Raw genomic sequence first — 22,253 nt, forward strand, 5'->3', positions numbered from 1 at the left:
GCCATGGAAATGTTCGCCAGCCTTGCGCGATGGATCGCCGAGCAGCCGATGGCCGTGGGAGGGACCTGGGCCGTTATGGGCAGTGCGCTCGCCGGCCTCGCGGGGACCATGTTCGTGACCTTCGTCATCGGCCCGGATGGGCGCGACATCACGCTGACCGGCCTCAAGCTGGAAGTGCTGGGGCAGATCTTCTCGGGACTTCTGGTCTTCGTTCTGGTCCATGGCGCCATCTTGCAATACGACCTGCGCACGCTGATCGACCTGGAGGGCCGGCTCCTCACCGACCTGCACTTCACGGCCCGGCGGGCCGATCCGGAAGGTTTGGGCATCCTGGTGGAACGCTATGCCAGCATGGTGGTGGAACGCGAGCTGCCCGCCCTTGCCGGCGGCCGGCACGATCCGGCCACCCAGGGAGCATTCGACGACATGCTGGTCACTTTGGCGGCGACTCCGCCCCGGATGGCGTCCGATATGGGTGAAACCCTGGCACAGCTTGTCGACATCCGGACGAAACGGCTTGTCCGCAGCCTTCCCGATCCGCTGATGGGCTATGCCTGGCTGGGAGTCGCGTTCGCCACGGCCACGACGATGGTCTTCGCCTCCCTCGTCGCCGGCCCGTCCCTGATCATCCAGGCGATGCTGTCCACGCTGATGTCGCTGTCCGCCGTGACCATCGCCTATCTAGCGATCCTGATGAACCACCCCTGGTCTGGCGACATGAGCATCTCCGCACGCGCCATCATGGATATCCTGCGATGGGGATGAAATCGCGCGTCGCCGCGGCGGCCTGCGGACTGATGCTGCTGGCGGCCGTGCCGGTTGGCGTCGGTCATGCCGCCGGAGCAGCCGGACTTGCGGCACCCGTCGTCCAGGACCCTCGCGAGGCACGGCACGTCGATTTCGAGCTGCTGCTGTCGCGCTCGCTGGGCGCCATCCGGGCGGCGGCGCTCCGCGACCTGGAACTGGAAACGGCGCCGGTTCAAGCCGAACTGGTCGGCCGGGCGGACCAGTATGTTGACTGGGTGTTCGACTGGTGGACCAGCTACATCCTGATCGCCAAGGCTATCGCCGTCGCCGTTGCGTCGGTGGTGACCGGCGACTTCATCAATGTCCAGAACCGGGTCGAGGAGCGGCTGCTGACCGCCGTGCTGATCGCCTACGAGGCACGGCTTCAGCCCGATCTGGCGCGCCTGGATCTCGAGGCGGCGACGGCGGCGGTGCTGCGGGCCACCGACCGCCGGATCGACAAGCTGTGCTTCGAACTGAACCGCGAGCTTTGGGCGGGCTTGCGCCAGATCGAAGCGCCGGCCACGAAGCCCGACCTGTGCGCCGGACTGCCGCCGATGCCGGAGCCGAGAGTGATCATCCCGCCCCTGGCCTACGAGGCGGGAAGCCGGTTCGACGCCGTCGCGGCGCGGGTCACACGCCCGATCATGACCACGACAGCGTCCCTGAGCGTCTCCGCTTCGACCGTAGTGGCGATGCTGGGCAGCTACGGCATACCCGTGGCCCTGATCGGCGGTCCTGTGTTCGTCGTCATCGCCGCCAAGTCGATCTTCACCATCATCGACCTGGTGCTCGCCCAACTGGATACGGTGGTCAACCGCGAAAGCTTCGAACGCGCCGTCCGCACGGTCCTTGAAGACTCGCGCGAACACGTCAGCGAGACGCTGGACCTGACATTGGTCGGCTGGATCGACGAAGTCGGCAACACGATCCGCCTGAACCAGCGTGTCGTGAGCAGATGATGCCGGGAAGCAGATGATGCCGGAAGGGCCAACGTTTGAAGCACACGAACGGAGCCTCTGATCTCATGCCCCGCCTAGCCGCCACCTTCCACCGGCACGGAACGCTGCTTGCCAGCCTGAGCCTGTGGGTGCTGTTCCTGTCGGCGGGATGGTCGGCTTTGCCGATGCGGGATCGGCAACCCGTGTCGACGTTCCGTCCGGCCGATCGTTCGGCCGGCATTGCGGCCGTCTCCGCCCGGCCGGTCCCCGTCTTCGCCATGAGGCCGGACCGCTCGACGCTGCGAGTCGGCACCGGCAGCACCCAGGCCGACGGACGGATCGAGTTCACGCCGTTCGACCCGGACGATCCCCTGCTGGTCCAGGGCAGCGAAGGCCTGCTGTTCGATGCCAACCTGCGCGTCCTGTGGCTGCTCGCCTCCGATGAGGAAAGGACGCGGATCCGGCTCGGCATCGACGCACTCGGCCGCGGCCTGCGCGAGGCGGTGGACGCGGTGCTGAAATCTCCGGAATTCGCCGACGACTACAAGGGCGAACTGACGAACGTCATCCAGCAGGCGGCGGACTCGGCCTGGCGCGAGCCCGTTATGCGGAACGCCTACGACGACCTCGTGCGCGGCGTCGAGCCGCTGCTGCGCGACGCGGCAAGACGCGACCTGATGCCCCTCGTGCTCAACCGGATCGAGCCGTTGATATGGGAAATGCTGGGCGCCAACGCCGGTGCGCTGATCGACATCTTCCGCACGCGGCAGTGGGACCTGAAGCCGGTGGAGCGGACGATGGATGCCATCCTGCGCGACGCGCGCGAACGCGGCATCGTCGAACGGACCTCCCGGCGTATCCTCGACTCCAGGCAGGCCAGGACCTTCATCCAGACTTTCGCCGGCGCCGTCATGGACGCGATGACCCGCGACCCGCGCATCGGCGGCCTTCTGGTCCGTCTCGTTACCGACCAGAGGATCGGCGGCTATCTGAGTCCGCTGTCGCAGCCCGCCGCCGACTTGGCACGGTTCGCTCCCGGCATGCTGCTGGGCGTCCATCCGAACAACGACTTGAACGCCATCGCCGCCTTCACCTTCCGGGGTTTCATCACGGGGCGGTCCGGGCGGCTGATCATCCTGACGAGCCCCGGTCAGCGCGATGAAATGCTGCGGCTCGATCCGCGTGCGCCCCGCCCCCTGCTGAGGGACGCCCAGCCATGACCCAGGGCGAAACCCAGGCCATGACGGGGACAGGTTTCGGTCTTGCCATCGACGGGCTGAGCATCAGCCGGCCCAACGGCATGCCGCTGGTCGGCGACGCCACCTTCACGATCGGACCGTCCGAGGTGGTTCTGCTGGTCGGTCCCAGCGGCTGCGGCAAATCGACGATCGTCAAGCTGCTCGGCGGCCTGCTGGAAACCGAGAAAGGTGACTGGCACGTCTCCGGACACCTGAACTGCGCCGGGCGCACCATCGACCTCGCCACTGAGAACAGCTCCGTCGGCGGAATCGTCTTCCAGGATCATGCGCTGTTCAACGACCTGAGCGCCCTGGAGAACCTGCGGATCGCCGCGGATCATGCAGATGGCTCCGGCGATCCCGTCCTGATCGCCAATGCCGCCGCCTTGCTGGGTGACATCGACCCGAACGCCTCCGTCGCATCGTGCAGCGGCGGCCAGCGGCAGCGCCTCGCCATCGCCCGCACCCTGCTCGCGGACCGGCCGGTCCTTCTGTTCGACGAGCCGAATTCCGGCCTGGACGTCCCCATGGCGCGCAGGCTGGGCGAACTGATCCGCGGCCTCTGCCGCGACATGGGCAAGCCGGCGCTGATCGTGGCGCACCACGTCAAGGACCTGCTGCCGATTGCCGACCGGGTGCTGCTTTTCGACACGCGGTCTCACCGGCTGGTCAGCATGCCGCCCGATGCCGAGGCGATCGAGGCGGAACTGCTCAAGCTCGGCGACGGCGCCGAACCGACAGCGATGGCGGCCGGTCATTCGGCTGGCACTCCTGCGGCTGCGCCCGGCAATCCCTGGACGGCGGCGGTCGGGCACCGGCCGAAACTGTACTGGTTCGCGCGTTACATCGCCGAATATTTCTGGGTGCTCTGCGCATCGCCGCTGATGCTGATCTATATGGGGATCGGAGGCCTGATCATGGGTTTCGTCTCCATGTGGTTCGGCTTCAACTACAACTCGCTCGGCGGATACCTGAAGTCGTTGCTGCATGACGAAACGCTGGTCGGCCTGGGCTTCGTTCAGAACACGATCGCCGTTCCGCTGGTCAGCAGCATCCTGTTCGTGGCGCGCAACAACGCCATCATCGCCGCCGATATCGGCAACCGGGTGCTGTCGTCGCAGTTCAAGGCGATGGAAAACCTGCGGATCGCCGCGCGGCTCTACATCTTCTCGGCCATCCTCATCAACATGGTGGCGGGAGCGCTGCTCCTGCTGCTGCTGTCGCTGGCGGCGGCGAGCTGGAGTTCGATGCATACGTGGCACGTCCAGTTCCCGCAACAGCATTTCGAGCTGTGGCGCAGCCAGTTCTTTCAGCGGGTACTGACCGACGGCCTCTGGCCGAGTCCTAACATGGCATGGGTGGTCGTAAAGGTAGCGCTCAGCGCCCTGCTCGCGGGGCTTGCCGCGATCGCCATCGGAAGCCGGCGCAAGGACTCGGGCATCGCCATCAGCACGGGTATCGCCCAGTCGATCATCGCCGGTGTCACGGTGACCCTGCTGGTACACGCCGCCGTCTCTGTCATTACACTCTAGATGAGGCGCCACCGATCAGAGGTTCCGTATTTTAGCATAATTGAAACCAGTTCGAAGTATCCTGTGCTGCATTCGGGCACATGCCCGGAGGAGTTCCCCGTACCGGAAACGGGGGCCCGATCCAGTGTCCCTTCCCGTCCTGACGAAGGAAATGCTCTTGAACAGAACGTTGATCGCCGGCTTGGCCGTCTTCCTCTGCTGGCAGCCGCTTTCGGTCGAAGCGGGAATGATCAGAACGGGAAACGCCTTGGTCGTGGATGTCGCAGATACCGTGGAGATCCAGCCGGAGACTCCCTACGATACCATTTTGCCGATCGTAGTCGGATTGGGCGCCATTGCGGGCGTCGTCGGTTTCAACGTGCTGGCGCTTGGCGTGGAGGCGTTGCCGGGCGGCCTGGCCTATGGAGCGGGCGCCACGGTGCCTGCCGAGATGTCGGTCGCGATGAGCCGTGTCTACGCGGTGACCAGCGCCGTGGTCGGCGCCTGGGTCGCCAATCACCTGTATGACCAGCCATGATCCGGATGATCGACGGCAGTACGGCGCGCCGGGCCGCCGTGATATGTCTGGCCGGCACTCTTGCCGCCCTGCCGGTGCTTTGGCCTTCGGAGGCCTGGGCACAGGCTGCCGAACAAGGCAGACCGCCGATCCCGCCTGACGTCGAGGAAACGATCGCGCCACCCGCGCCCCTGGTGCTGAGAAAATCCCCGATTGACCGTCGGCTGATGGCGGTCGGCACCGGGGCCGTCGTCGGCATCGTCGCCTTCAACGTGCTGGCCGCACCGCTCGGAGCGGTCCCGCTGGCCGGCGCCGCCCTGGCGGAGGTGCCATACAGCATCGCGCTGGGCAGCCGCCTGATCGCTACCGCAACGGCTGGGGCCGGAGCGCTCGCCTCCACGTTCGCCTACGATCGGTGGACCGGTCATGAGAGCGACTACCGCTACCTGACGGCCTTGGCCGCCGGCGCGCTGGGAGGCGTCGCACTGGGCAACGTCCTGACCGGCACCATCGGCACGCTTCCCTACTTCGCGGGCGCCGGCGAAGCCGCCGGAGCCGGACCCATGGCGTCCTCGGCAGCCCAGGCGGCGAGCCGGGTCTACGTGATAGCTTCCGGTGTCCTTGGAGCCTGGGCGGCCGATTGGCTTTACCCGGAGGATCCAAGCTCCAAGGATTGAGGGCTGGGCTGGCGTCGCTCCGATCCGCCAGGGATGGAAAGCGCTATTGCCGGGTGCGCGCCTTCTCGATTTCCGTGTAAAGCTCCTTCGTCAGGTCCTCGCCGACCTGGGCCGCGTATTTCTCGACCACCGGTTTGACCTTTTCCCGCATGCGGGCGATTTCCTCGGGTGCTATGTCGTTGATCTGCATGCCGTTCTTGACCAGCGTCTCGCGGGACTTCTCATCCATCTCACGCGCGACCCTGCGTTGATAATCCCTGGTTTCGACGGCGGCATCCTCGAAGATCTTCTTTTCCTCGTCCGAGAGGGAATCCCAGAACTTCTTGCTCGCCATCAGCAACTGGGAATTATAGATGTGCTTAGTATTGCTGAAGTACTTCTGCACTTCGTCGAACTTGGACGCCTCGACGGTCGAGTACGGGTTCTCCTGGCCGTCGACCGTTCCGGTTTCAAGGGCGGTATACAGCTCCGGGAACGGCATCGGCACGGCATTGGCGCCTAGGGCGTTAAGCATGTCGATGTAGAGCGGGTTCAGGATCGTGCGGATCTTCAATCCCTGGATATCTTCCAGCTTGGTGATCGGCCGCTTGCTGTTGGTGATGCTGCGGTAGCCCTGCTCCATATAGACCAGCCCGACCAGCCCCCGTGCTGGCATCGGCTCCAGCAGCTTCCGGCCGAGCGGTCCGTCGAGCACGATGTCCGCCTCCCGCTCGTTCGCGAAGGCGAACGGGAAGTCGAGTACGAGGAAGTCCTTGAAGTTGCCGACGAGCTGCGCAGGCGCCATCATCGAGACCTCGATGGTGCCGCCCTGCATGGCCGAGGCGACTTGCTGCTCGCCGCCCAGAGTACCGCCGGCATAGACCCGGACCTTGATTTTTCCGCCGCTCTTCTGCTCGATCAGCTCGGCGAACTTCTTGGCCCCGACACCTTGCGGATGCTCGATATTGTTGACGATCGGCATCTTGATGCTGCGCGACTTGATCTCTGCGCGCGCCGCATCGGCGGCGCCCGTCATGATGACGGATGCCAGACCGAGACACAGCGTCAGGTGCGAAAATCCCGGAATCTTCATTTACCCCTCCCCCACACGTGCGCGATCGGCCCCTGTGGCGATGGAGCCGGCCGCAAAGCTTCTTCGAAGGAGAAACGCCGCACCGTCGCGATTGCTGCGGCACGGCGGTAATTTAAAGTCCCGCTTGACCAGTGCTTATTGCAGCACCGTTTCAGGAAGGATCGGGTGGAAAGTCCGCGGCAAGGCTGGTGTCCTTCCAGGCGTCGATCTCTTCGATGACGCTGACGAGCTTACCGCGCACGGCATCGACGCCGAAGGCGCCGAGTACCAGGTGGCGCGGCGCGTTTTCCGCCTCCACGGCCTTGATCATCGCAGCGGCGGCGCGTACCGGATCGCCGGGCTGCTTGCCGCTGATGCCGGAGGTCGCCTTCATGCGCAACGCGGCTGTCTCGGCATAATCGGCGATCCGGCTTGGCGTCTGCTTCAGGGATCGGCCGGCCCAGTCGGTTCGGAAGGGACCGGGCTCGACGCACAGGACCTTGATGCCGAGCGGTTCGACTTCCCGAGCCAGCGAGTCCGAAAGCCCCTCGACCGCATGCTTGGTCGCCGCGTAATAGCCGGAGCCCGGGAAACCGACGAAGCCCGCGACGGACGAGATATTGACGATGTGCCCTCGCCTGCGCGCCCGCATGCCCGGCAGTGCCGCGCGGATCATCGCGGCCAGCCCGAACACGTTGGCTTCGAACATGGCGCGGATCTCGGCATCGTCGCCTTCCTCGACCGGGGCCTGATATCCGTAGCCGGCGTTGTTCACCAGCACGTCGATGGCGCCGAAACGGTCTTCGGCAGCCTTCACCGAAGCCGCGACCTGACCGGCGTCGGTCACGTCCAGCGCCAGAGCCAGCGCACTTTCCTTATGGCCGTCTGTCAGTTCCCGCACGCGATCGATGTCACGGGCGGTCACGACGACACGCCAGCCACGATCGAGCACGAGCTTGGCGAGTTCGCGGCCGAAGCCGGTGGAGCAGCCGGTGATGAACCAGACCGGAGAATTGTCGGACATCATGCATCTCTTCCCTATTGCCGAAAACGCCGGCGGCAAACGCTTGGGCGGCAGACGCTTGAAAGTCTTGCAGAACCGCCGCCTCTCCGCCGGCGTTACCCGCAGTCAAACAGGCGCTTGGTTTGAGAGTTGCTCCGATAATCCTGATTGTTCGACGAGATCAGTCGGGCAGCGATGCGCCGACTCACATCGACGATGTGATCGGGCATCATTCCGGCAAGCTCGACCACCCGGCTCGCCACTGCTTCTGGCGCCAAACCGAGTTCGGCGGCCAGCCCTCGTCATAGGTGAAGGTCAAGCTTCCACGGCTGTCCTGTGTCACGGTTCCCACGACGCGGCCTGCCATGAACGCTGCCAGTTCGGACTTCATGGCAGCTTCCTGCCCGGATCATCGATCCGGAAATCGTCACGCATGATGTCATCCAGGAGTTCATCCAAATCGACTGACGGGATGATGTCGGTTTTGCCGGCTTCTATCTTGTCTCCCGTATCGATCGAGATGCGCAAGCCCAAGGCGTCGAGCGCCCGCAGGACGAGGCCGATCTCGGCGCGTGGCTTGCCCTTCTCGATTTCCACGATCCACTGGCGGCTGACTTTGATCCGCCGCGCAAGCTCGCCCTGATCCAGCCCGAGCTTGCGCCTGCGCTCCCGCATGATGAGGCCGATGTCGGTAGCATTGCGGGCTAGCATGGATGGGATCCCCGAACGACATGTCGTCGATCGGCTACATCGTATAGAAGTCATCGAACGGCGACAATTGGGAAGGTCGGCGAGCGACGACATAAGATGCCGGTATCGTTCAGCACACAACAAAAAAGCCCCACTGGGGCTTTCGGTCCGCTCAAATGAAATCATGAGGAAATGGAGCGGGCGAAGGGATTCGAACCCTCGACCCCAACCTTGGCAAGGTTGTGCTCTACCCCTGAGCTACGCCCGCATTGGCGGCTGGTCCGGGTGATGACCAGCGGTGAGCGCGGATAATACGGATGCCGGGTGCCTTTGCAAGGCTCTTTTTTGCTATTTCGACGATTGCACGATGGCACCGGTTTGCCGTCCCGGCGCTTCGGGCTATAACAGCGCCGCCCCATCAGCCGGAACATCAAGGTTGCCGCCATGCCCGACCACGCAGACCAGGCACCGCAAGCCGACCAGACACCAAACGAAGCCCCGATGCCAACCTCGCCGGAGGCGCTCATCGCTTATCTCGACGGCCTCGGCATCGCGACAACGACCCATACCCATCCGCCCGTCTTCACGGTGGAGGAAGCGCAGGCGTTGCGCGGCACCCTGCCCGGCGGCCACTGCAAGAACTTGTTCCTGAAGGACAAGAAGGGCCGGCTCTGGCTGGTGGTGGCGCTGGAGGACAGCAAGGTCGATCTCAAGTCGCTGGACAAGCGCATCGGCTCCGCCCGGCTGTCGTTCGGCAACGGCGACCTGCTGTGGGAAGTGCTGGGCGTGCGGCCCGGATCGGTGACGCCGTTCGCCGTCATCAACGATACGGAACACCGGGTGACGGTGGTGCTGGAGCAGGCGATGATGGCGCACGACCTGCTGAACTACCACCCGCTGGACAATGGCCGCACGACGGCGATCCGGTCCGCCGACCTGCTGAAATTCTTGCGCGCCACGGGTCACGAAGCGCAGATTGCCGACCTTGCCTGACGCTCCCCGGCGCTCCGGCCTTGTGGGTTGATCCGGCAAGGCTCATGTAATCGCGAACATCAGACTCAGGCGCACTCACAGCCGCTCTCCAAGAAGAAACAGGACGCACCCATGCAGACTATGTTCAACGCGCCCGGCGCCGGATCTCAGCAACCTGCCGACCTGATCAAGGACAGCAGCGACGCCACCTTCATGGCCGACGTCATGGAAGCGTCGCGCACAGTCCCGGTCATCGTCGATTTCTGGGCGCCCTGGTGCGGGCCGTGCAAACAGCTCGGGCCGCTGCTGGAAAAGAACGTGCGGGCCGCCAAGGGCGCCGTACGGATGGTCAAGATCGACATCGACAAAAACCCTCAGATCGCGGGCCAACTCCGCATCCAGTCGATTCCGGCGGTCTTCGCCTTCTTCCAGGGCCGGCCGGTCGATGGTTTCGCCGGTGCCCAGCCCGAGTCCCAGATCAAGCAGTTCATCGACCGGCTGATCAAGATGGGTGGCGGCACCGAGGACGACGGTTTGGGAGAGGCGCTGGAAGCCGCGGCCGAAGCACTGGAAGCAGGCGACGCCTCGACCGCCAGCAGCATCTACAATCAGATCCTTCAGCACGAGCCGACCAATGCCCCGGCCTTTGCCGGCCTTGCCCGCTGCCTGATCTCGGTGTCCGACTTCGCCCGTGCCCGCCAGTTGCTCGACGGCGCCACGCCGGAGCAGGCGAAGAACGCCGAGGTCATCGCCGCCCGCAGCGCACTCGATCTGGCGGAGCAGAGCGCTTCGGTCGGTCCGGTGGACGACCTGACGGCCCGGCTGGCCTCCGATCCCAACGACCACGAGGCCCGGTTCGACCTTGCCATGGCCTTTTACGCTTCCGGTAAGCGCGAAGAGGCTGTCGAGGAGCTGCTGGAACTGGTCCGGCGCGACCGCGAATGGAACGAGCAGCAGGCCCGCAAGCAGCTCGTAAAATTTTTCGAGGCTTTTGGGCCGACTGACAAGCTTACCCTCATGGCAAGACGGAAGTTGTCATCTATCTTATTTTCATGAGCCCAAACCCGTTCGACCCAACCTTCGACCAACTGCCGGAAATCCTGCCGATTTTCCCGCTTACCGGGGTGCTGCTGCTGCCCCGCGGCAAGTTGCCGCTGAACGTCTTCGAGCCTCGCTACCTGGCGATGATCGAGGACGCCTTGGCCGGCAACAGGATGATCGGCATCATCCAGCCGTCGGACCCCTTGAGCCGCGCCAGCGTGCCGCCGGTCTATCCGATCGGCTGCGCCGGCCGGATCACCAGCTTCAGCGAGACCGACGACGGCCGCTACCTGATCACCCTGACCGGCGTCTGCCGGTTCGAGACGGTGCGGGAACTGCCGATCGTGCGCGGCTACCGCCGCGTCGACGTCTCGTGGGAGCGGTTCGCCGCCGATCTGGACGAGGCGGGTCCCGCCCTGTTCGACCGGGCGCGGCTGGTCGAAGGCTTGCGGACATATTTCAAGATCCAGGGCATCTCGGCTAACTGGGATGCGGTGGAATCCACGCCGGACGAACGGCTGGTGACGTCGCTCGCCATGATCTGCCCGTTCGAGCCGTCGGAGAAGCAGGCCTTGCTGGAGTGCGGTTCCCTGTCGGAACGGGCGAGCATGATGGTCGCCATCATCGAAATGTCCGTGCTGGACAAGCGCAGTGGCGATACCATGGCGCGGCACTGACAAGACGGTGCCGACACATAGAAGGGATAAGGACGTGAGCGATACCAAGTCGGTCTCGACCGCCAAGGTCGATCCGAAGCTGCTGGAAATTCTGGTGTGCCCGCTGACCAAGGGGCCGCTGTCCTATGACGCGGCGGCGCAGGAGTTGATCAGCGAGCGCGCCGGTCTGGCCTATCCCATCCGTGACGGCATCCCGATCATGCTGGTGGACGAGGCCCGGACGCTGGACGCCGATACGGCTCATCCCTCAGGTCCGAAGACGGGTCACTGATCATGACGGGACCCAGCGAGTCGTTTGCTACCGACCCATTCGGCACGCAGCACTGGCCGGTCGAGGTTCGCTTGAAGAAAGCTGAAAAGCGGCTGGAGATCGAGTTCGACGACGGCCGCAAGTTCTCGCTGCCGGCGGAGTTTCTGCGGGTGGAAAGTCCGTCCGCCGAGGTTCAGGGCCATAACCCGAGCCAGAAGCAGACGGTGTCGGGCCGCCGCCATGTCGGCATCATGGGGCTGGAGCCGGTCGGCAACTACGCACTCCGGATCCAGTTCGACGACATGCACGACAGCGGTATCTTCTCGTGGAAGTACCTGTACCAACTGGGCGAGCATCAGGACGAGCTTTGGGCGGAGTATCTGGCGGAGCTTGAAAAGCGCGGCCTGAAACGCGATCCGCGATAGTCAGCGTTCCCGAATGAAGAAGATCAAGTCGCGACCCAGGCATTGTAGTGCGCGACGGTCCGAAGATGCTCCGGCGTCATGGCGGAAGCCCGGAATCGAAAAGCCGCGCCTTGTATAGCGCGGCTTGTTCAGATCGGCCAATCCGGATCGGCCATGGTCAGCCCCATGTCGCGACTGAAGATCAGGCGCGCCAGAACGGCTTGCTGGCTTCGGACTGGGCTTCCAGGTCGCTCAGGCCGATGTCGCGCAGCATATGCGCGTCGAGTTCCATCAGCTCGCGACGGCTGACGATGCGGTACTTCCAGGTTTTCAGTGTGTCGGTCAACCGCTGGATAAGATCAGCGGAAGAGTCGGCCGAACGTCGACCGGCATAACCGGACGTGCGAACTGCCAGTGCCATGATGTGAGTCCTCAATAAAAACGGCCGGCGTGTCTCGCCGGCCTTCCGTTCTTTCGTGATCGGAATATGGGGTCTTGCTGCACCTGCGAGAAGTGCGCCTTCTACATGGTTGACATGATTTGGCGCCATGGCTGGCCTAGGAACATTCGCCGATGCCCTATTACTTCGGGCCCAATCAACTAAGAACCGGCGCCATCCGTTCCATTGCAACTTTCAGCCTTGCCGGCGAGCTGGCGAAGCAGAGGCGGAGATAGCCCTCGCCACCCTCGCCGAAGGCGGCGCCGGGCGCCAGGCCGACCTGGGCCTCGTCGACGATGCGCTTGGCGAGCGTCAGGCTGTCTGTTTCCCCCTCCACCGAGAAGAAGGCGTAGAAGGCGGCGTCGGGCCGCTGGACCTTGACGCGGGGCAGCGACTCGAGCACGCCGCAAACGATGTCCCGGCCGGTCCTGCACCGTTCGACCATGTCGGCCAGGAAGCCGTCACCCTGCTCCAGTGCTGCGATGCCGGCCTTCTGAACGAAGCCGGGGACACCCGAATTGTTGAACTGGACCATCTTTTCGTAGACTGGCCCGAACGAGGACGGGGACACGACCCAGCCCAGCCGCCAGCCGGTCATCGCCCAGTTCTTGGAGAAGCTGTTGATGACCAGCAGCCGGTCTTCCGGTTCGGACACGTCCAGGAAGGACGGCGCGCGGCTGCCGTCATAGACCATGCGGGAATAAACCTCGTCCGACATCACCCAGAGGCCGCGTTCGCGCGCGAACTTCATGACACGGCGCATGTCGTCGGTGCCCATGGTCCAGCCGGTCGGATTGCAGGGCGAGTTGATGAAGATCATCTTCGTCCTCGACCCGCAAGCGTCGAACAGGCGGTCGAGATCCAGGGTCCAGCCGGCGTTCCCCAGCGTCAGCGGCACCTGCCGGACTACGCCGCCCATGATCTCGATGCTCGCGAAGACGTTGGGCCAGACGGGGGAGACGATGACGACCTCGTCACCGGGATCGATCAGGCTTTGGATCGAGAGCGAGATCGCGGTCATGCCCGATCCGGTGACTGTGATCCGGTCGGCGTCCACCGGCATGCCGTAGGTCCGCCGATGATAGGCAGCCAGGGCATCGCGCAGTTCCGGCAGGCCGCGTTGCCAGGTGTAGAAGACATGGCCTTCGCGCATAGCCTGATTGGCGGCATCCATCACGAAATCCGGAGTCGGCACGTCTCCCTCGCCGAACCAGAGTGGGATCATGCCATCGCGCCCCCTGCCGTATCTGGCTATCTCGTCGATCAGGCTATGGGGAAGAGCGTCGATCGAGGGACGGATGCCGGGACCTTGGGACATGGAGGAATGGCCACGAATTTAGTTGAGGAAGGCAACCGTCATACTCTGGGCTGCTTTGTTTGTATAGCGCCCGGACCCATGAATTCCTCTCATGCCGATATGAGAAAGCTTTGTTTGAAGAAGAGAAGCAGGCACGCAACCCTGGGACCGGACGCATAGGGAGAAAACGGCAATGAACGATTCCCAAGGTGACGATACGGTCCATCAGGGTGGCTGCCTATGCGGCGCCGTCCGGTACAGGACGACGGGCAAGCCCAACGACACCAACATCTGCTACTGCACCCAATGCCAGCGCCAGAGCGGAGCACCCATGCCGGCCTTCGCCAACTTCGATCGGGACAAGGTCGAACTCGTGCAAGGCGAGCCGGGCAGCTATCGGGCTTCCGGCACCGCATCCCGGCAGTTCTGCGCGAACTGCGGTTCCTGGCTGTTCTGGATGCAGGATGGCGGAACGCGCATCTCGATCACCTTGGGAAGCTTCGACGATCCTTCGGACTTCCCGGCGCCGGATTACGAGATCTGGACCGAACACCGGATCAAGTGGCTGAGCAACATACCCGGTGTCGATTCGTATCCGGGCGATAATTGAGATCTCATCCGTTCAGGCAATAAAAAACGGCGGCGGAATGATTCCGCCGCCGGTACGTTTAACGCCCCCGCACCGCTTCAGCTTGCCGCAGCCTGAGTCTGCGCCGCCGTCGTGGCGTTCTGCGCCGTAGTGGTAGTCTGGGGCGGAGGCTCCTGATCGACCACGGTGGTCTGGGCCGTCGCCGTCTGGGACGTAGGCGGCTCCACCGGCGGAGGAGCCGGCGGCAGGCGGTTCGGCTCGTCGATCTGAACAGCGATGCTCGGAGTCTTCCATTGCATGCTGTCGAAGGCGCCGCAATGTCCGCAGTTGCTGCGCCATGACTTGGACGGCGTTCCGCATTCTTTGCAGATCCAGATCGGATCCGGCTCGGCATTGGCGGCCTTGGCCAGCCAGTCGCGGGCGGCCGCGATGTCGCCGTGCTCCGCCTCGGCCAGCTCCGCCAGCATGCGGTAGACCCGGTCGCTCTGGCGTTGGGCCAGCGCCTTGCTCAGGTGGTTGCGGGCCTCGCCCCACAGCTTGGCGTTCATGGAAACGCGGGCGAGCGCTATGTGGCCGTCGATGTTGTCGGGTGCTAGCGACTGAAGCCGCTCGAACCGCTTGACCTGGGCCAGCGGGTCGGTGTCCTGGCTGATGTCGCGATAGGCGTCCGCCAGTTCCGGATGCGGCCGGGTGGTCCAGGCCTTCTCGATGACCTTTGTGGCCTTCCTGTGCTTGCCCGTGCGGGCCAGCAGACGCGCCAGCCGGGAGGCGGCCGGCGGAAAAGCCGGTTCCAGCTTGGCGGCCGCCGTCGCGTGGCTTAGGGCGGCATCGTGCTGGCCTTCGAGTTCCGCCTCGTAGCTGCGCTCCAGCAGCAATGCCGCGCGGTGATGGCGGCCCGCTTCGGAGGAGATGGCGCCGGCCTTGACGGCGTCCTGAAGCGTCTGTTCCGCCCTGCCCCATTGGGCGGCGCGGGTCTCCAGGTCGAACAGCGTCGTCAGGACCCACGGGGTCTGCGGCTGAAGCGACTTGGCGCGGCGGGCGAGTTGCAGCGCCTGCGACTGGTTGCCTTCCCGGATCGACTGGGTCAGCAGGCCGCGCACGCCGAGGAAGGCGGTTTCCGGCATGTCCAGCATGGTGTGGAAATACCGCTCCGCCGCCTTCTCGTCGCCGTTGAGCTGTGCCGCCTGGGCCGACAGCAGCATGGTCAGCGGCGGGTCGCGCAGCATGGTATCGGCCTCACGGGCGTAGCGGCGGGCGCCGGCGGCGTCACCGGCAGCCACCGCGACCATGCCGCGGGTCAGCGCGCGGTAGCCGCGATCCCGCTTGCGGACGCTGCGGGCGCGGCCGAAGGCGCCCGGAGCGCTCCGGATGCCGCGCCACAGCCGGTAGGCGATGGCCGCGATCCCGATCAGGACCACGACCACCAGCAGGAGCATGGCGAACGAGGTGTTGATGACGTAGCCCAGCCAGTCGATCGTGACGGCGCCGGGATGCTCTACGAGGTAGATGGCGATCGCTACCACGATCGCCAGCTTGATAAGGAACCAGATGGCGCGTGTCATTACTGGGTGCCTCCGGGCGAACCCGCGAGGCGGGCGATGGCCTGGCCGGTCAGCAGGGCGCCGGCGTTGTTGGCGGCGAGTCGGGCCTTGGCGTCCTCGATCCAGGGCTTGGCGACGCCGGCCGGCTCACCGGTCAGCGTTTCCAGTTCCTTGACGGCTTCGTCGAGACGGCCGGCCTTCATGTATTGCTCTGCCCGAGCGGTGACGGCGTCGGCGCCGCTGCCCTGGATGTCGCCCGCCGTGCGGCGGACGCTGACCAGGGACGATGCGGTCGAGATCGCCTTGTCCCACCACTGGCCGGCCTGGCCGGTCGCGATCACGCCGGCGCGGACGATCTCGCCCGCCACGTCGGAGAACTGCTGGTTCAGCTGGGCCTCGGTCGGGATGCCGTCGGCGGCGTAGGGCTCGATCTCCTTGAGCGCACCGACCACCTGTTGATCCTGAAGGTTGACCGCCCGCACCGCCGAAAGCTCGCCGCTGAACGGCCTGGAGCTTTGCAGGGCGGCGCGAAGCTGGCCCGCCGCCAGGACCAGCGCCTGGGCCTTGCTCTCCTCCGCCTGCCGGAGAGTCAGCGTCTCGGCAACCTTGGCGGAGCGGTTGGAGGTTTCGGTGACTTCCTGGGCAAGGCGGTTGGCTTCCTGCTCCAGCCCCGAAACCGACTGGCTCAGGCGGCTGATCGCCTGTCCCTGCTGGTCGATCGTGCCGAGACGGCCTTCCAGCCCCTGGATGCGTTCGCGGATCTGGGCCAGCGCCAGAAGCTGCTGTTCAAGCGGAACGACGCGGGCGTCGAGCGCCTGCTGGTCCAGGCCCGGACGCGGCTGGGGACGTTGCTCCAGGGCACCGAGGCGGCTGGCGAGCTGCTGCACCTGGGCTTGGACGATCTGCTCGACCTGACCTTCGTCGAGACCGGCGGTGGCTTCGGACGCTGCCGGGGCCGCATCGCCGGATGCCGGCGGCTGGCTCTGCTGGCCCTGGCTCTGCTGAACCGCGCTGAGCTGCTGCTCGAGCTGGGCGATCCGGTCGCTGAGCGGGGCGGTGTCGCTGCCGCGCGAGGCGAGCTGCTGAACGCGCTGTTCCAGTGTCGCCACCTGACCCGGCAGATCGCTGCCGGTCTGCGGCGGCCAGACCTGCGGGATCACCTTGGGACCCCATACCGGCGCCGTCACGGCGGCGCCGGAACCCAGCAGTGCCAGCAGGATCGCGAAGGTCGCCAATCCCTTGCCGCCACCCGAGGTCCGGGCCGGCTCGGGGGTGTAGACGGGCTCCGAAGCTGTAGAGGACATGGGCTCTGACGCGGTCTCGGTTGAAGAGGCGGCGGGCTGTTCGTAGCTGCGGGGCGACGTCCAGGGCGTGCCGGATGCGCCGCCCGCGACGGGCTCGACAGGCTGCTCCGGCTCCAGGGAAGTCGGGCTTGGGGTCGTCAGGGGCTCGGTGCCGGAGACGATGATCGTCGACGACGACTCCTCGGTGGACCGCTCGTCCGCAGGGGCGGCGGCATCGAGTTCCGCCTGTTCCAGCGTCACGTTGTGGCGCTTCGCGGCGGCGAGCAGGTCCGGGTGACGGTTGCTCGGAATGGCGCCGCGCTTCTTCCAGCCCTGGACGGTGGTCACCGGCATGTTGAGCTTGTGGGCCATCGGGCGGATGCCGCCGAACTTTTCGATGATCCGCTCGGCGGCGGTACCGTTCGGGTTGGCGCCGTCGGAGGACTCCGGCACGGTCGGATCGTTATCCGATTGATCGGGGGGACGGGGACTCATGAGCGGCCTTCTCGTATTCCCTGGGGGCGTTTATCGTTGGTCTGTTTTTGGCTGACTGTTCGAAGGGACTGGTTTGCGGGACTGGTTCGCGGGATCGAACTCGTTTTCTTCGGATGAGCCTTCTTCACGATGGAGGCAGGTGCCGGACGAGGAACGGCAGATCAAGCAGCGAAGCCTGATCGGGCCGCGCCGCCACCTGAATATCTTGCCATCTCACCGTACGCACTGCCGTACCTACCGCCTCGCTGAGGCATAACGCCACGACTCCGCCGAGACGCTCGGCCAATCCCGAGTTCTGAACAACCTTAACAAAGCTTTGCGCCGTCCGGGGAGAGAAAAACAGGACTGCGCCGATTGTACCGGCGTACAGAGCCTCCCTCGCCTGAGGATCGAATTCCGTCACCGGGTCGGCGGCGTACAGCACCTGACGCTCAAACCGGAAGCCGGCGCTGCCGAGATCGCCGGCCAAGTCTCCGGCGACGGCACTTCCCGCCGCGTGGAACAGACGGCCGGCGGCCGGGTCGAGCCGGGCCCTCACCAGACGCGCCAGACTTTCCACATCGCCGTGAGCGCTTTCAACCTGGATGAAGCCTTCGTCGCGCGCCGCGCGAGCCGTGGCGTCGCCAACGGCCAGTGCTGGCAGATCCCTCGCCTTCGTACGCGCTGCGGTAGCCCGTACGCCATTTGCGCTTGTGAAAAGCAGCGCCTGTACGCCATCGAGATCGAGCGGCGGCCCTTCCAGCATCCGGATTTCCAGCATCGGCTGGATCATGACCGGAAATCCGCGCTGGTCGAGTTCAGCCGCCAAAGCCTCCGCATCGTCGCGCGGCCGGGTGACGAGGATGCGGGGAGGCGGCCCGGTCACGGCGACGATCCGGTCACGGAACGAAGAAGTCCGGCGGCATCAGGCTCTTCAGCTCCTCGCCGGCGTCGCGTCCCAGAGCCTCGGCGTCCGATGCGCTTCCGCTCCGGTCCGTGCGCAGCACGCGGCTGCCCGCAGGGTCGGCAACCAGCGCCTCCAGCGTCAGGGCGCCGGTACCGTCGAGCTGGGCCAGTGCGGCGATGGGAGTGCGGCAGGAACCATCGAGCGCCGCCAGGAGCGCCCGCTCGGCCGCGACGCGGATGAAGGTTTCCTCGCAGTTCAGCGCCACGAGCAGGCCGTTGGTGTAGTCGTCGCCGGCCCGCGTCTCGATCCCGATGGCGCCCTGGGCCACAGCCGGCAGCATGATGTCGGTTTCCAGGACGGCGGTGATGCGGTCGGTCATGTCGAGACGGCGCAGCCCGGCAAGCGCCAGCATCGTGGCATCCACCTCGCCCGCCGCCAGCTTGCGCAGACGGGTCTCGACGTTGCCGCGGATCGGCACGACTTTCAGGTCGGGGCGGCGGGACAGCACCTGGGCCTGCCGACGCAGGCTGGCGGTGCCGACGACGGCTCCTTCCGGCAGATCGTCCAGATGTCCGGCGATCTCGGAGAAGAAAGCGTCGCGCGGGTCCTCGCGCGGCAGGAGACAACGGATCTCCAGCCCGTCGGGCAGCCACGTCGGCACGTCCTTCATGGAATGGACCGCCAGATCGATCGAACCGGCGGTCAGCGCCTCCTCGATCTCCTTGGTGAACAGTCCCTTACCGCCCGCCTCCATGAGGGTACGGTCCTGAATGCGGTCACCGGTCGTCTTGATCACGACGATCTCGATGGCGTCGGGCGCCGCCAGGGCGGCGTGAGCCGCCGCCAGCCGTGCGCGGGTCTGGTGGGCTTGCGCCAGCGCCAGCGGGCTGCCGCGCGTGCCGATTCTCAAAGGGTTGCTCATGTACTTTCTTTAGGACGTTATGGGACGCACGGGAAGTCCCCACATGCGTATTTGAGGCGCATGCGGAAAGCCCGTTGGTATAAGCGCTTTTAGGCTATATGTCTCGCTATCGTATTGGTGCGGCGCAGCTAGGGCATCTGGTCAGGGACGGTCGATGATAACGGAGCGACGGCAGGTAATCTTCTCGAACGAGGCGGTGAAGGAAGCTGTCCGCCTGTTCGCCAGCCTCCACCCGGACAAGATGCCGCACGGACAAATCCGGCGCGTCTGGACCGTTTCGGAGCCGGAACTTCAACTCGTGGTGCAGGTGGAGAAGGCGGGCGCCCGGCAGCTGATCGATCTCGTCTTCACCCAGGGCGAAGCGGCGGCCTTCCTGATCCTGTTCTGCCGCAAGAACAAAGTGCCTCTGCCGCGTAGCGCCGACAAGTTCCTGGAGCTGGAGAACGGGTGCCTGTCCCTGGTCATCACCAAGCAGATCCTGACCGAGAACCTTTCGTCGACGAGATCCTCCAACTGATATGATTATTCACTGACATGATCGTTCTGGGTATCGAAACGAGTTGCGACGAGACGGCTGCCGCCGTCGTCACAGACCGGCGGGAGATCCTGGCCGACGTCGTGCTGTCGCAGCTCTCCGACCACCGTCCCTATGGCGGCGTCGTCCCTGAGATCGCGGCGCGTGCCCATCTTGAACATCTCGACGGCCTGATCGCGCGCGCGATGTCCGATGCGGGCCTGGGCTTCGACCAGTTGGACGGCGTGGCCGCGACCGGCGGACCGGGCCTGATCGGCGGCGTGATCGTCGGCGTCATGACGGCCAAGGCGATCGCCTCCGTGCGCGGCCTTCCCTTCGTCGCCGTCAACCACCTGGAAGGCCATGCGCTGACCGCCCGGCTGACCGACCCGTCGCCGGAGGGGCTGGCGTTTCCGTATCTCCTGCTGCTGGTGTCGGGCGGCCACTGCCAGCTTCTGGCGGTGGAAGGTGTCGGCAAGTATCGCCGGCTGGGCACCACGATCGACGACGCGGTCGGCGAGGCGTTCGACAAGGCGGCCAAGCTGATGGGCCTGGGCTATCCCGGCGGACCGTTGCTTGAAAGGGCCGCCGAGGGCGGCGATCCCGGGCGCTTCGAGCTGCCGCGCCCGATGAAGGGACGGCCGGGCTGCGACTTTTCGTTCTCGGGGCTCAAGACGGCGGTCCGCAACCGGCTGGACGAGCTGCCGCCCGGTCCGTTCGACCCGGTTGATATCCGCGATCTGGCCGCCGGCTTCCAGGCCGCCGTCGGCGACGTGATGGTGGACCGTTGCACCCGCGCCATCGCCCAATTCCGCGCCGAGCACCCCGATGGCAATACGCTGGTGGTGGCGGGGGGCGTCGCCGCCAACAAGTACCTGCGCGCCCGGCTGACGGCGCTGACGGAAAAGCTGGCCTTCCGCTTTCAGGCGCCACCGCTGAAGCTGTGTACCGACAACGCCGCGATGATCGCTTGGGCCGGCGTCGAACGCCTGCAACTCGGCCAGACCGACACCCTGGACTTCGCCCCCCGCCCCCGCTGGCCGCTCGACCCGACCGCGAAGAAACCGGCGGGCAAGGGAGCCAAGTAACAGCCAACCCGGTTGCCATCCCGGGACGGCTCGCATAATGAAGGTGTGATCCGCCAGCCGAGGAAACCTGTCATGACCGCTGCCGATGTTGTCCCCTTCGCCCGCGTCGGCGTGATCGGCGCGGGCGCCTGGGGGACCGCAATCGCCCTGGCGGCGCTGCGTGCCGGACGCGAAACCGTGCTTTGGGCAAGGAACCCGGATGCGGTCGAGGCGATGAGGCGGGAGCGGGAGAATACCCGCTATCTACCGGGTGTCCCATTGCCGCCGACGCTGGACCTCACCACCGACCTTGGCGAGATAGCGAAGGCCGACGCGATCATGCTGGTGACGCCGGCGCAGCACCTGCGGACCGCCTGCGCCAAGTTACAGCCTTCGCTGCGGCCCGGTACCCCGGTCGTGCTGTGCGCCAAGGGGATCGAGCTTTCGACCGGCTGCCTGATGAGCGAGGCGGCGGAGGCGTCCCTGCCCGCCTCGCCGGTCGGCGTTCTGTCAGGCCCGACTTTCGCGGTGGAGGTCGCCAAGGGCCTGCCGACGGCGGTGACACTGGCGATCCGGGACCAGGAACTGGGTTCCCGGATCGTCGAGACCCTCGGCAGCCGGTCGTTCCGGCCCTATCTATCCGACGACGTCATGGGCGCTCAGGTCGGTGGCGCCGTAAAGAACGTGCTGGCGATCGCCTGCGGCATCATCCTGGGCCGCCGACTCGGCGACAATGCCCGCGCCGCCCTGATCACGCGCGGACTGGCGGAAATTTCGCGGCTTGGGCTGGCGCTGGGCGCCCGGCCGGAAACGTTGATGGGGCTGTCCGGCCTGGGCGACCTGACGCTGACCTGCACCAGTCTCCAGTCGCGCAACACGTCGCTGGGAACGGCGCTCGGCGAAGGCCGCACCCTGTCGGAGATCATGGGCGAACGGCATTCGGTCGCGGAGGGCGTCCACACATCAGCGGCATTGGGAGAACTGGCCCGCCGCCATGGCGTGGAGATGCCGATTTGCCGCGCGGTGGACGCCATCCTCAACCGGAATGCCGATATCGACGAAACCATCGCATCACTGATGGCCCGGCCGTTTCGCATCGAAGGCCGCTGATGTTATGAGTTGTTGATGTTAACAATAGTTTCAGACGCAACATGAACCTGGGAGGAATAACGATGCTCTACGTGATCACCTGCACCGACAAGGCCGGCAGCGGCGACATCCGGGCAGCTAACCGAACGGCCCATCTGGCCTATCTGGAAAGCTTCGGCGACAAGATCTTCGCCGCCGGACCGACCCTGACCGACGACGGCAGCGCCATGACCGGCAGCGTGCTGATTGTCGATTTCGACGACAGCGCCGCGGCCCAGCGTTTCACGACGGACGATCCTTATGCCAAGGCCGGTCTGTTCGAAAGCGTAACGATACGCCCATGGCGCAAGGTCCTGCCGAAGTCCTGACCTTA

General features: G+C 65.4%; 26 protein-coding genes and 1 tRNA gene. 16 read left to right on the forward strand and 11 right to left on the reverse strand.

What is annotated here, in order from left to right; all coding sequences use genetic code 11:
- The first annotated feature begins 3 nt into the window (after positions 1–3).
- From N826_RS10010 to N826_RS10035, 6 genes are all read left to right on the forward strand, one after another.
- Positions 4–765: a bestrophin-like domain gene (locus N826_RS10010; protein WP_044428172.1), complete on the forward strand. Its 762-nt coding sequence runs from the start codon at positions 4–6 to the stop codon at positions 763–765.
- Complete coding sequence (locus N826_RS10015; RefSeq protein ID WP_044428175.1) at positions 756–1,748, forward strand: hypothetical protein; 993 nt, start codon at positions 756–758, stop codon at positions 1,746–1,748. The genes N826_RS10010 and N826_RS10015 overlap by 10 nt, the downstream gene beginning before the upstream one ends.
- A gap of 65 nt (positions 1,749–1,813) precedes the next feature.
- Positions 1,814–2,947 carry a hypothetical protein gene (locus tag N826_RS10020; RefSeq protein WP_044428177.1) on the forward strand — a complete coding sequence of 378 codons (1,134 nt, stop codon included), beginning with the start codon at positions 1,814–1,816 and terminating at the stop codon, positions 2,945–2,947.
- Complete coding sequence (locus N826_RS10025; RefSeq protein ID WP_044428179.1) at positions 2,944–4,497, forward strand: ABC transporter ATP-binding protein; 1,554 nt, start codon at positions 2,944–2,946, stop codon at positions 4,495–4,497. The genes N826_RS10020 and N826_RS10025 overlap by 4 nt, the downstream gene beginning before the upstream one ends.
- A gap of 157 nt (positions 4,498–4,654) precedes the next feature.
- Positions 4,655–5,014, forward strand: a complete 360-nt coding sequence (locus N826_RS10030) for a hypothetical protein (RefSeq protein ID WP_147040361.1) — start codon at positions 4,655–4,657, stop codon at positions 5,012–5,014.
- Positions 5,011–5,670: a hypothetical protein gene (locus tag N826_RS10035; RefSeq protein WP_044428185.1), complete on the forward strand. Its 660-nt coding sequence runs from the start codon at positions 5,011–5,013 to the stop codon at positions 5,668–5,670. The genes N826_RS10030 and N826_RS10035 overlap by 4 nt, the downstream gene beginning before the upstream one ends.
- A gap of 43 nt (positions 5,671–5,713) precedes the next feature.
- On the opposite strand, the gene N826_RS10040 is transcribed toward N826_RS10035, so the two are convergent.
- The 5 genes from N826_RS10040 to N826_RS10055 all read right to left on the reverse strand — a co-directional run bounded on the left by N826_RS10040 (position 5,714) and on the right by N826_RS10055 (position 8,682).
- Positions 5,714–6,742 carry a TRAP transporter substrate-binding protein gene (locus N826_RS10040; RefSeq protein WP_044428188.1) on the reverse strand — a complete coding sequence of 343 codons (1,029 nt, stop codon included), beginning with the start codon at positions 6,740–6,742 and terminating at the stop codon, positions 5,714–5,716.
- Between the two features lie 151 nt (positions 6,743–6,893).
- Complete coding sequence (locus N826_RS10045) at positions 6,894–7,748, reverse strand: oxidoreductase (protein WP_044428190.1); 855 nt, start codon at positions 7,746–7,748, stop codon at positions 6,894–6,896.
- Positions 7,749–7,953: 205 nt separating this feature from the next.
- Positions 7,954–8,115, reverse strand: a complete 162-nt coding sequence (locus N826_RS42950) for a hypothetical protein (RefSeq protein ID WP_157599336.1) — start codon at positions 8,113–8,115, stop codon at positions 7,954–7,956.
- The gene (locus N826_RS10050) at positions 8,112–8,435 is read right to left on the reverse strand and encodes a helix-turn-helix transcriptional regulator (RefSeq protein ID WP_044428193.1); all 324 of its coding nucleotides are present in this window, start codon (positions 8,433–8,435) and stop codon (positions 8,112–8,114) included. Before N826_RS10050 ends, N826_RS42950 begins: the two co-directional genes overlap by 4 nt.
- A 172-nt stretch (positions 8,436–8,607) precedes the next feature.
- A tRNA-Gly gene (locus N826_RS10055) sits at positions 8,608–8,682 on the reverse strand.
- Positions 8,683–8,915: 233 nt separating this feature from the next.
- Here N826_RS10055 and N826_RS10060 point away from each other — a divergent pair.
- The 5 genes from N826_RS10060 to N826_RS10080 all read left to right on the forward strand — a co-directional run bounded on the left by N826_RS10060 (position 8,916) and on the right by N826_RS10080 (position 11,779).
- The gene (locus N826_RS10060) at positions 8,916–9,407 is read left to right on the forward strand and encodes a prolyl-tRNA synthetase associated domain-containing protein (protein ID WP_044428532.1); all 492 of its coding nucleotides are present in this window, start codon (positions 8,916–8,918) and stop codon (positions 9,405–9,407) included.
- Between the two features lie 111 nt (positions 9,408–9,518).
- Complete coding sequence (locus N826_RS10065; RefSeq protein WP_044428196.1) at positions 9,519–10,442, forward strand: thioredoxin family protein; 924 nt, start codon at positions 9,519–9,521, stop codon at positions 10,440–10,442.
- Positions 10,439–11,104, forward strand: coding sequence for an LON peptidase substrate-binding domain-containing protein (locus tag N826_RS10070; protein WP_044428198.1), 666 nt, complete (start codon positions 10,439–10,441; stop codon positions 11,102–11,104). The genes N826_RS10065 and N826_RS10070 overlap by 4 nt, the downstream gene beginning before the upstream one ends.
- A gap of 34 nt (positions 11,105–11,138) precedes the next feature.
- On the forward strand, positions 11,139–11,375 hold the full coding sequence (locus N826_RS10075) for a Trm112 family protein (protein WP_044428200.1): 237 nt from the start codon (positions 11,139–11,141) through the stop codon (positions 11,373–11,375).
- A gap of 2 nt (positions 11,376–11,377) precedes the next feature.
- Positions 11,378–11,779 carry a gamma-butyrobetaine hydroxylase family protein gene (locus N826_RS10080; RefSeq protein ID WP_044428202.1) on the forward strand — a complete coding sequence of 134 codons (402 nt, stop codon included), beginning with the start codon at positions 11,378–11,380 and terminating at the stop codon, positions 11,777–11,779.
- Positions 11,780–11,960: 181 nt separating this feature from the next.
- Here N826_RS10080 and N826_RS10085 read toward each other — a convergent pair whose 3' ends face one another.
- On the reverse strand, positions 11,961–12,179 hold the full coding sequence (locus N826_RS10085) for a DUF1127 domain-containing protein (protein ID WP_044428204.1): 219 nt from the start codon (positions 12,177–12,179) through the stop codon (positions 11,961–11,963).
- 175 nt (positions 12,180–12,354) lie between these two features.
- Complete coding sequence (locus N826_RS10090) at positions 12,355–13,515, reverse strand: pyridoxal phosphate-dependent aminotransferase (RefSeq protein ID WP_044428206.1); 1,161 nt, start codon at positions 13,513–13,515, stop codon at positions 12,355–12,357.
- A 172-nt stretch (positions 13,516–13,687) separates the two neighbouring features.
- On the opposite strand from N826_RS10090, the gene N826_RS10095 reads away from it, so the two are divergent.
- Positions 13,688–14,104 carry a GFA family protein gene (locus tag N826_RS10095; protein ID WP_044428208.1) on the forward strand — a complete coding sequence of 139 codons (417 nt, stop codon included), beginning with the start codon at positions 13,688–13,690 and terminating at the stop codon, positions 14,102–14,104.
- 77 nt (positions 14,105–14,181) lie between these two features.
- Here N826_RS10095 and N826_RS10100 read toward each other — a convergent pair whose 3' ends face one another.
- The 4 genes from N826_RS10100 to hemC all read right to left on the reverse strand — a co-directional run bounded on the left by N826_RS10100 (position 14,182) and on the right by hemC (position 19,210).
- Complete coding sequence (locus tag N826_RS10100; protein WP_063772231.1) at positions 14,182–15,645, reverse strand: heme biosynthesis protein HemY; 1,464 nt, start codon at positions 15,643–15,645, stop codon at positions 14,182–14,184.
- Complete coding sequence (locus N826_RS39835; protein ID WP_052830992.1) at positions 15,645–17,402, reverse strand: mitofilin family membrane protein; 1,758 nt, start codon at positions 17,400–17,402, stop codon at positions 15,645–15,647. The genes N826_RS10100 and N826_RS39835 overlap by 1 nt, the downstream gene beginning before the upstream one ends.
- Positions 17,403–17,526: 124 nt before the next feature.
- The gene (locus tag N826_RS10110) at positions 17,527–18,267 is read right to left on the reverse strand and encodes a uroporphyrinogen-III synthase (RefSeq protein WP_044428211.1); all 741 of its coding nucleotides are present in this window, start codon (positions 18,265–18,267) and stop codon (positions 17,527–17,529) included.
- 13 nt (positions 18,268–18,280) lie between these two features.
- Positions 18,281–19,210 (reverse strand): hydroxymethylbilane synthase, encoded by a 930-nt coding sequence (hemC, locus tag N826_RS10115; RefSeq protein ID WP_044428213.1) that lies wholly within the window; start codon positions 19,208–19,210, stop codon positions 18,281–18,283.
- A 154-nt stretch (positions 19,211–19,364) separates the two neighbouring features.
- Between hemC and N826_RS10120 the strand changes: the two genes are divergently transcribed.
- From N826_RS10120 to N826_RS10135, 4 genes are all read left to right on the forward strand, one after another.
- The gene (locus N826_RS10120; protein ID WP_044428214.1) at positions 19,365–19,727 is read left to right on the forward strand and encodes a hypothetical protein; all 363 of its coding nucleotides are present in this window, start codon (positions 19,365–19,367) and stop codon (positions 19,725–19,727) included.
- A gap of 17 nt (positions 19,728–19,744) precedes the next feature.
- Complete coding sequence (gene tsaD / locus N826_RS10125) at positions 19,745–20,812, forward strand: tRNA (adenosine(37)-N6)-threonylcarbamoyltransferase complex transferase subunit TsaD (RefSeq protein ID WP_044428215.1); 1,068 nt, start codon at positions 19,745–19,747, stop codon at positions 20,810–20,812.
- 72 nt (positions 20,813–20,884) lie between these two features.
- The gene (locus N826_RS10130; RefSeq protein WP_044428216.1) at positions 20,885–21,901 is read left to right on the forward strand and encodes an NAD(P)H-dependent glycerol-3-phosphate dehydrogenase; all 1,017 of its coding nucleotides are present in this window, start codon (positions 20,885–20,887) and stop codon (positions 21,899–21,901) included.
- A 62-nt stretch (positions 21,902–21,963) separates the two neighbouring features.
- Entirely contained in the window at positions 21,964–22,248 is a 285-nt protein-coding gene (locus tag N826_RS10135; RefSeq protein ID WP_044428217.1) for a YciI family protein, read from the forward strand.
- Positions 22,249–22,253 lie beyond the last annotated feature (5 nt).

The organism is Skermanella aerolata KACC 11604 (assembly GCF_000936425.1).
In the GTDB taxonomy this organism is placed as follows: Bacteria; Pseudomonadota; Alphaproteobacteria; order Azospirillales; family Azospirillaceae; genus Skermanella; species Skermanella aerolata.

Coding starts and splice junctions, on each gene's coding strand:
- N826_RS10045 (WP_044428190.1), bottom strand. CDS start 7,748: ATGATGTCCGACAATTCTCCGGTCTGGTTCATCACCGGCTGCTCCACC.
- N826_RS10035 (WP_044428185.1), top strand. CDS start 5,011: ATGATCCGGATGATCGACGGCAGTACGGCGCGCCGGGCCGCCGTGATA.
- N826_RS10025 (WP_044428179.1), top strand. CDS start 2,944: ATGACCCAGGGCGAAACCCAGGCCATGACGGGGACAGGTTTCGGTCTT.
- N826_RS10130 (WP_044428216.1), top strand. CDS start 20,885: ATGACCGCTGCCGATGTTGTCCCCTTCGCCCGCGTCGGCGTGATCGGC.
- N826_RS10020 (WP_044428177.1), top strand. CDS start 1,814: ATGCCCCGCCTAGCCGCCACCTTCCACCGGCACGGAACGCTGCTTGCC.
- N826_RS10015 (WP_044428175.1), top strand. CDS start 756: ATGGGGATGAAATCGCGCGTCGCCGCGGCGGCCTGCGGACTGATGCTG.
- N826_RS10040 (WP_044428188.1), bottom strand. CDS start 6,742: ATGAAGATTCCGGGATTTTCGCACCTGACGCTGTGTCTCGGTCTGGCA.
- N826_RS10100 (WP_063772231.1), bottom strand. CDS start 15,645: ATGACACGCGCCATCTGGTTCCTTATCAAGCTGGCGATCGTGGTAGCG.
- N826_RS10120 (WP_044428214.1), top strand. CDS start 19,365: ATGATAACGGAGCGACGGCAGGTAATCTTCTCGAACGAGGCGGTGAAG.
- N826_RS10065 (WP_044428196.1), top strand. CDS start 9,519: ATGCAGACTATGTTCAACGCGCCCGGCGCCGGATCTCAGCAACCTGCC.
- N826_RS42950 (WP_157599336.1), bottom strand. CDS start 8,115: ATGAAGTCCGAACTGGCAGCGTTCATGGCAGGCCGCGTCGTGGGAACC.
- N826_RS10095 (WP_044428208.1), top strand. CDS start 13,688: ATGAACGATTCCCAAGGTGACGATACGGTCCATCAGGGTGGCTGCCTA.
- N826_RS39835 (WP_052830992.1), bottom strand. CDS start 17,402: ATGAGTCCCCGTCCCCCCGATCAATCGGATAACGATCCGACCGTGCCG.
- tsaD (WP_044428215.1), top strand. CDS start 19,745: ATGATCGTTCTGGGTATCGAAACGAGTTGCGACGAGACGGCTGCCGCC.
- hemC (WP_044428213.1), bottom strand. CDS start 19,210: ATGAGCAACCCTTTGAGAATCGGCACGCGCGGCAGCCCGCTGGCGCTG.
- N826_RS10010 (WP_044428172.1), top strand. CDS start 4: ATGGAAATGTTCGCCAGCCTTGCGCGATGGATCGCCGAGCAGCCGATG.
- N826_RS10060 (WP_044428532.1), top strand. CDS start 8,916: ATGCCAACCTCGCCGGAGGCGCTCATCGCTTATCTCGACGGCCTCGGC.
- N826_RS10080 (WP_044428202.1), top strand. CDS start 11,378: ATGACGGGACCCAGCGAGTCGTTTGCTACCGACCCATTCGGCACGCAG.
- N826_RS10050 (WP_044428193.1), bottom strand. CDS start 8,435: ATGCTAGCCCGCAATGCTACCGACATCGGCCTCATCATGCGGGAGCGC.
- N826_RS10135 (WP_044428217.1), top strand. CDS start 21,964: ATGCTCTACGTGATCACCTGCACCGACAAGGCCGGCAGCGGCGACATC.
- N826_RS10090 (WP_044428206.1), bottom strand. CDS start 13,515: ATGTCCCAAGGTCCCGGCATCCGTCCCTCGATCGACGCTCTTCCCCAT.
- N826_RS10070 (WP_044428198.1), top strand. CDS start 10,439: ATGAGCCCAAACCCGTTCGACCCAACCTTCGACCAACTGCCGGAAATC.
- N826_RS10085 (WP_044428204.1), bottom strand. CDS start 12,179: ATGGCACTGGCAGTTCGCACGTCCGGTTATGCCGGTCGACGTTCGGCC.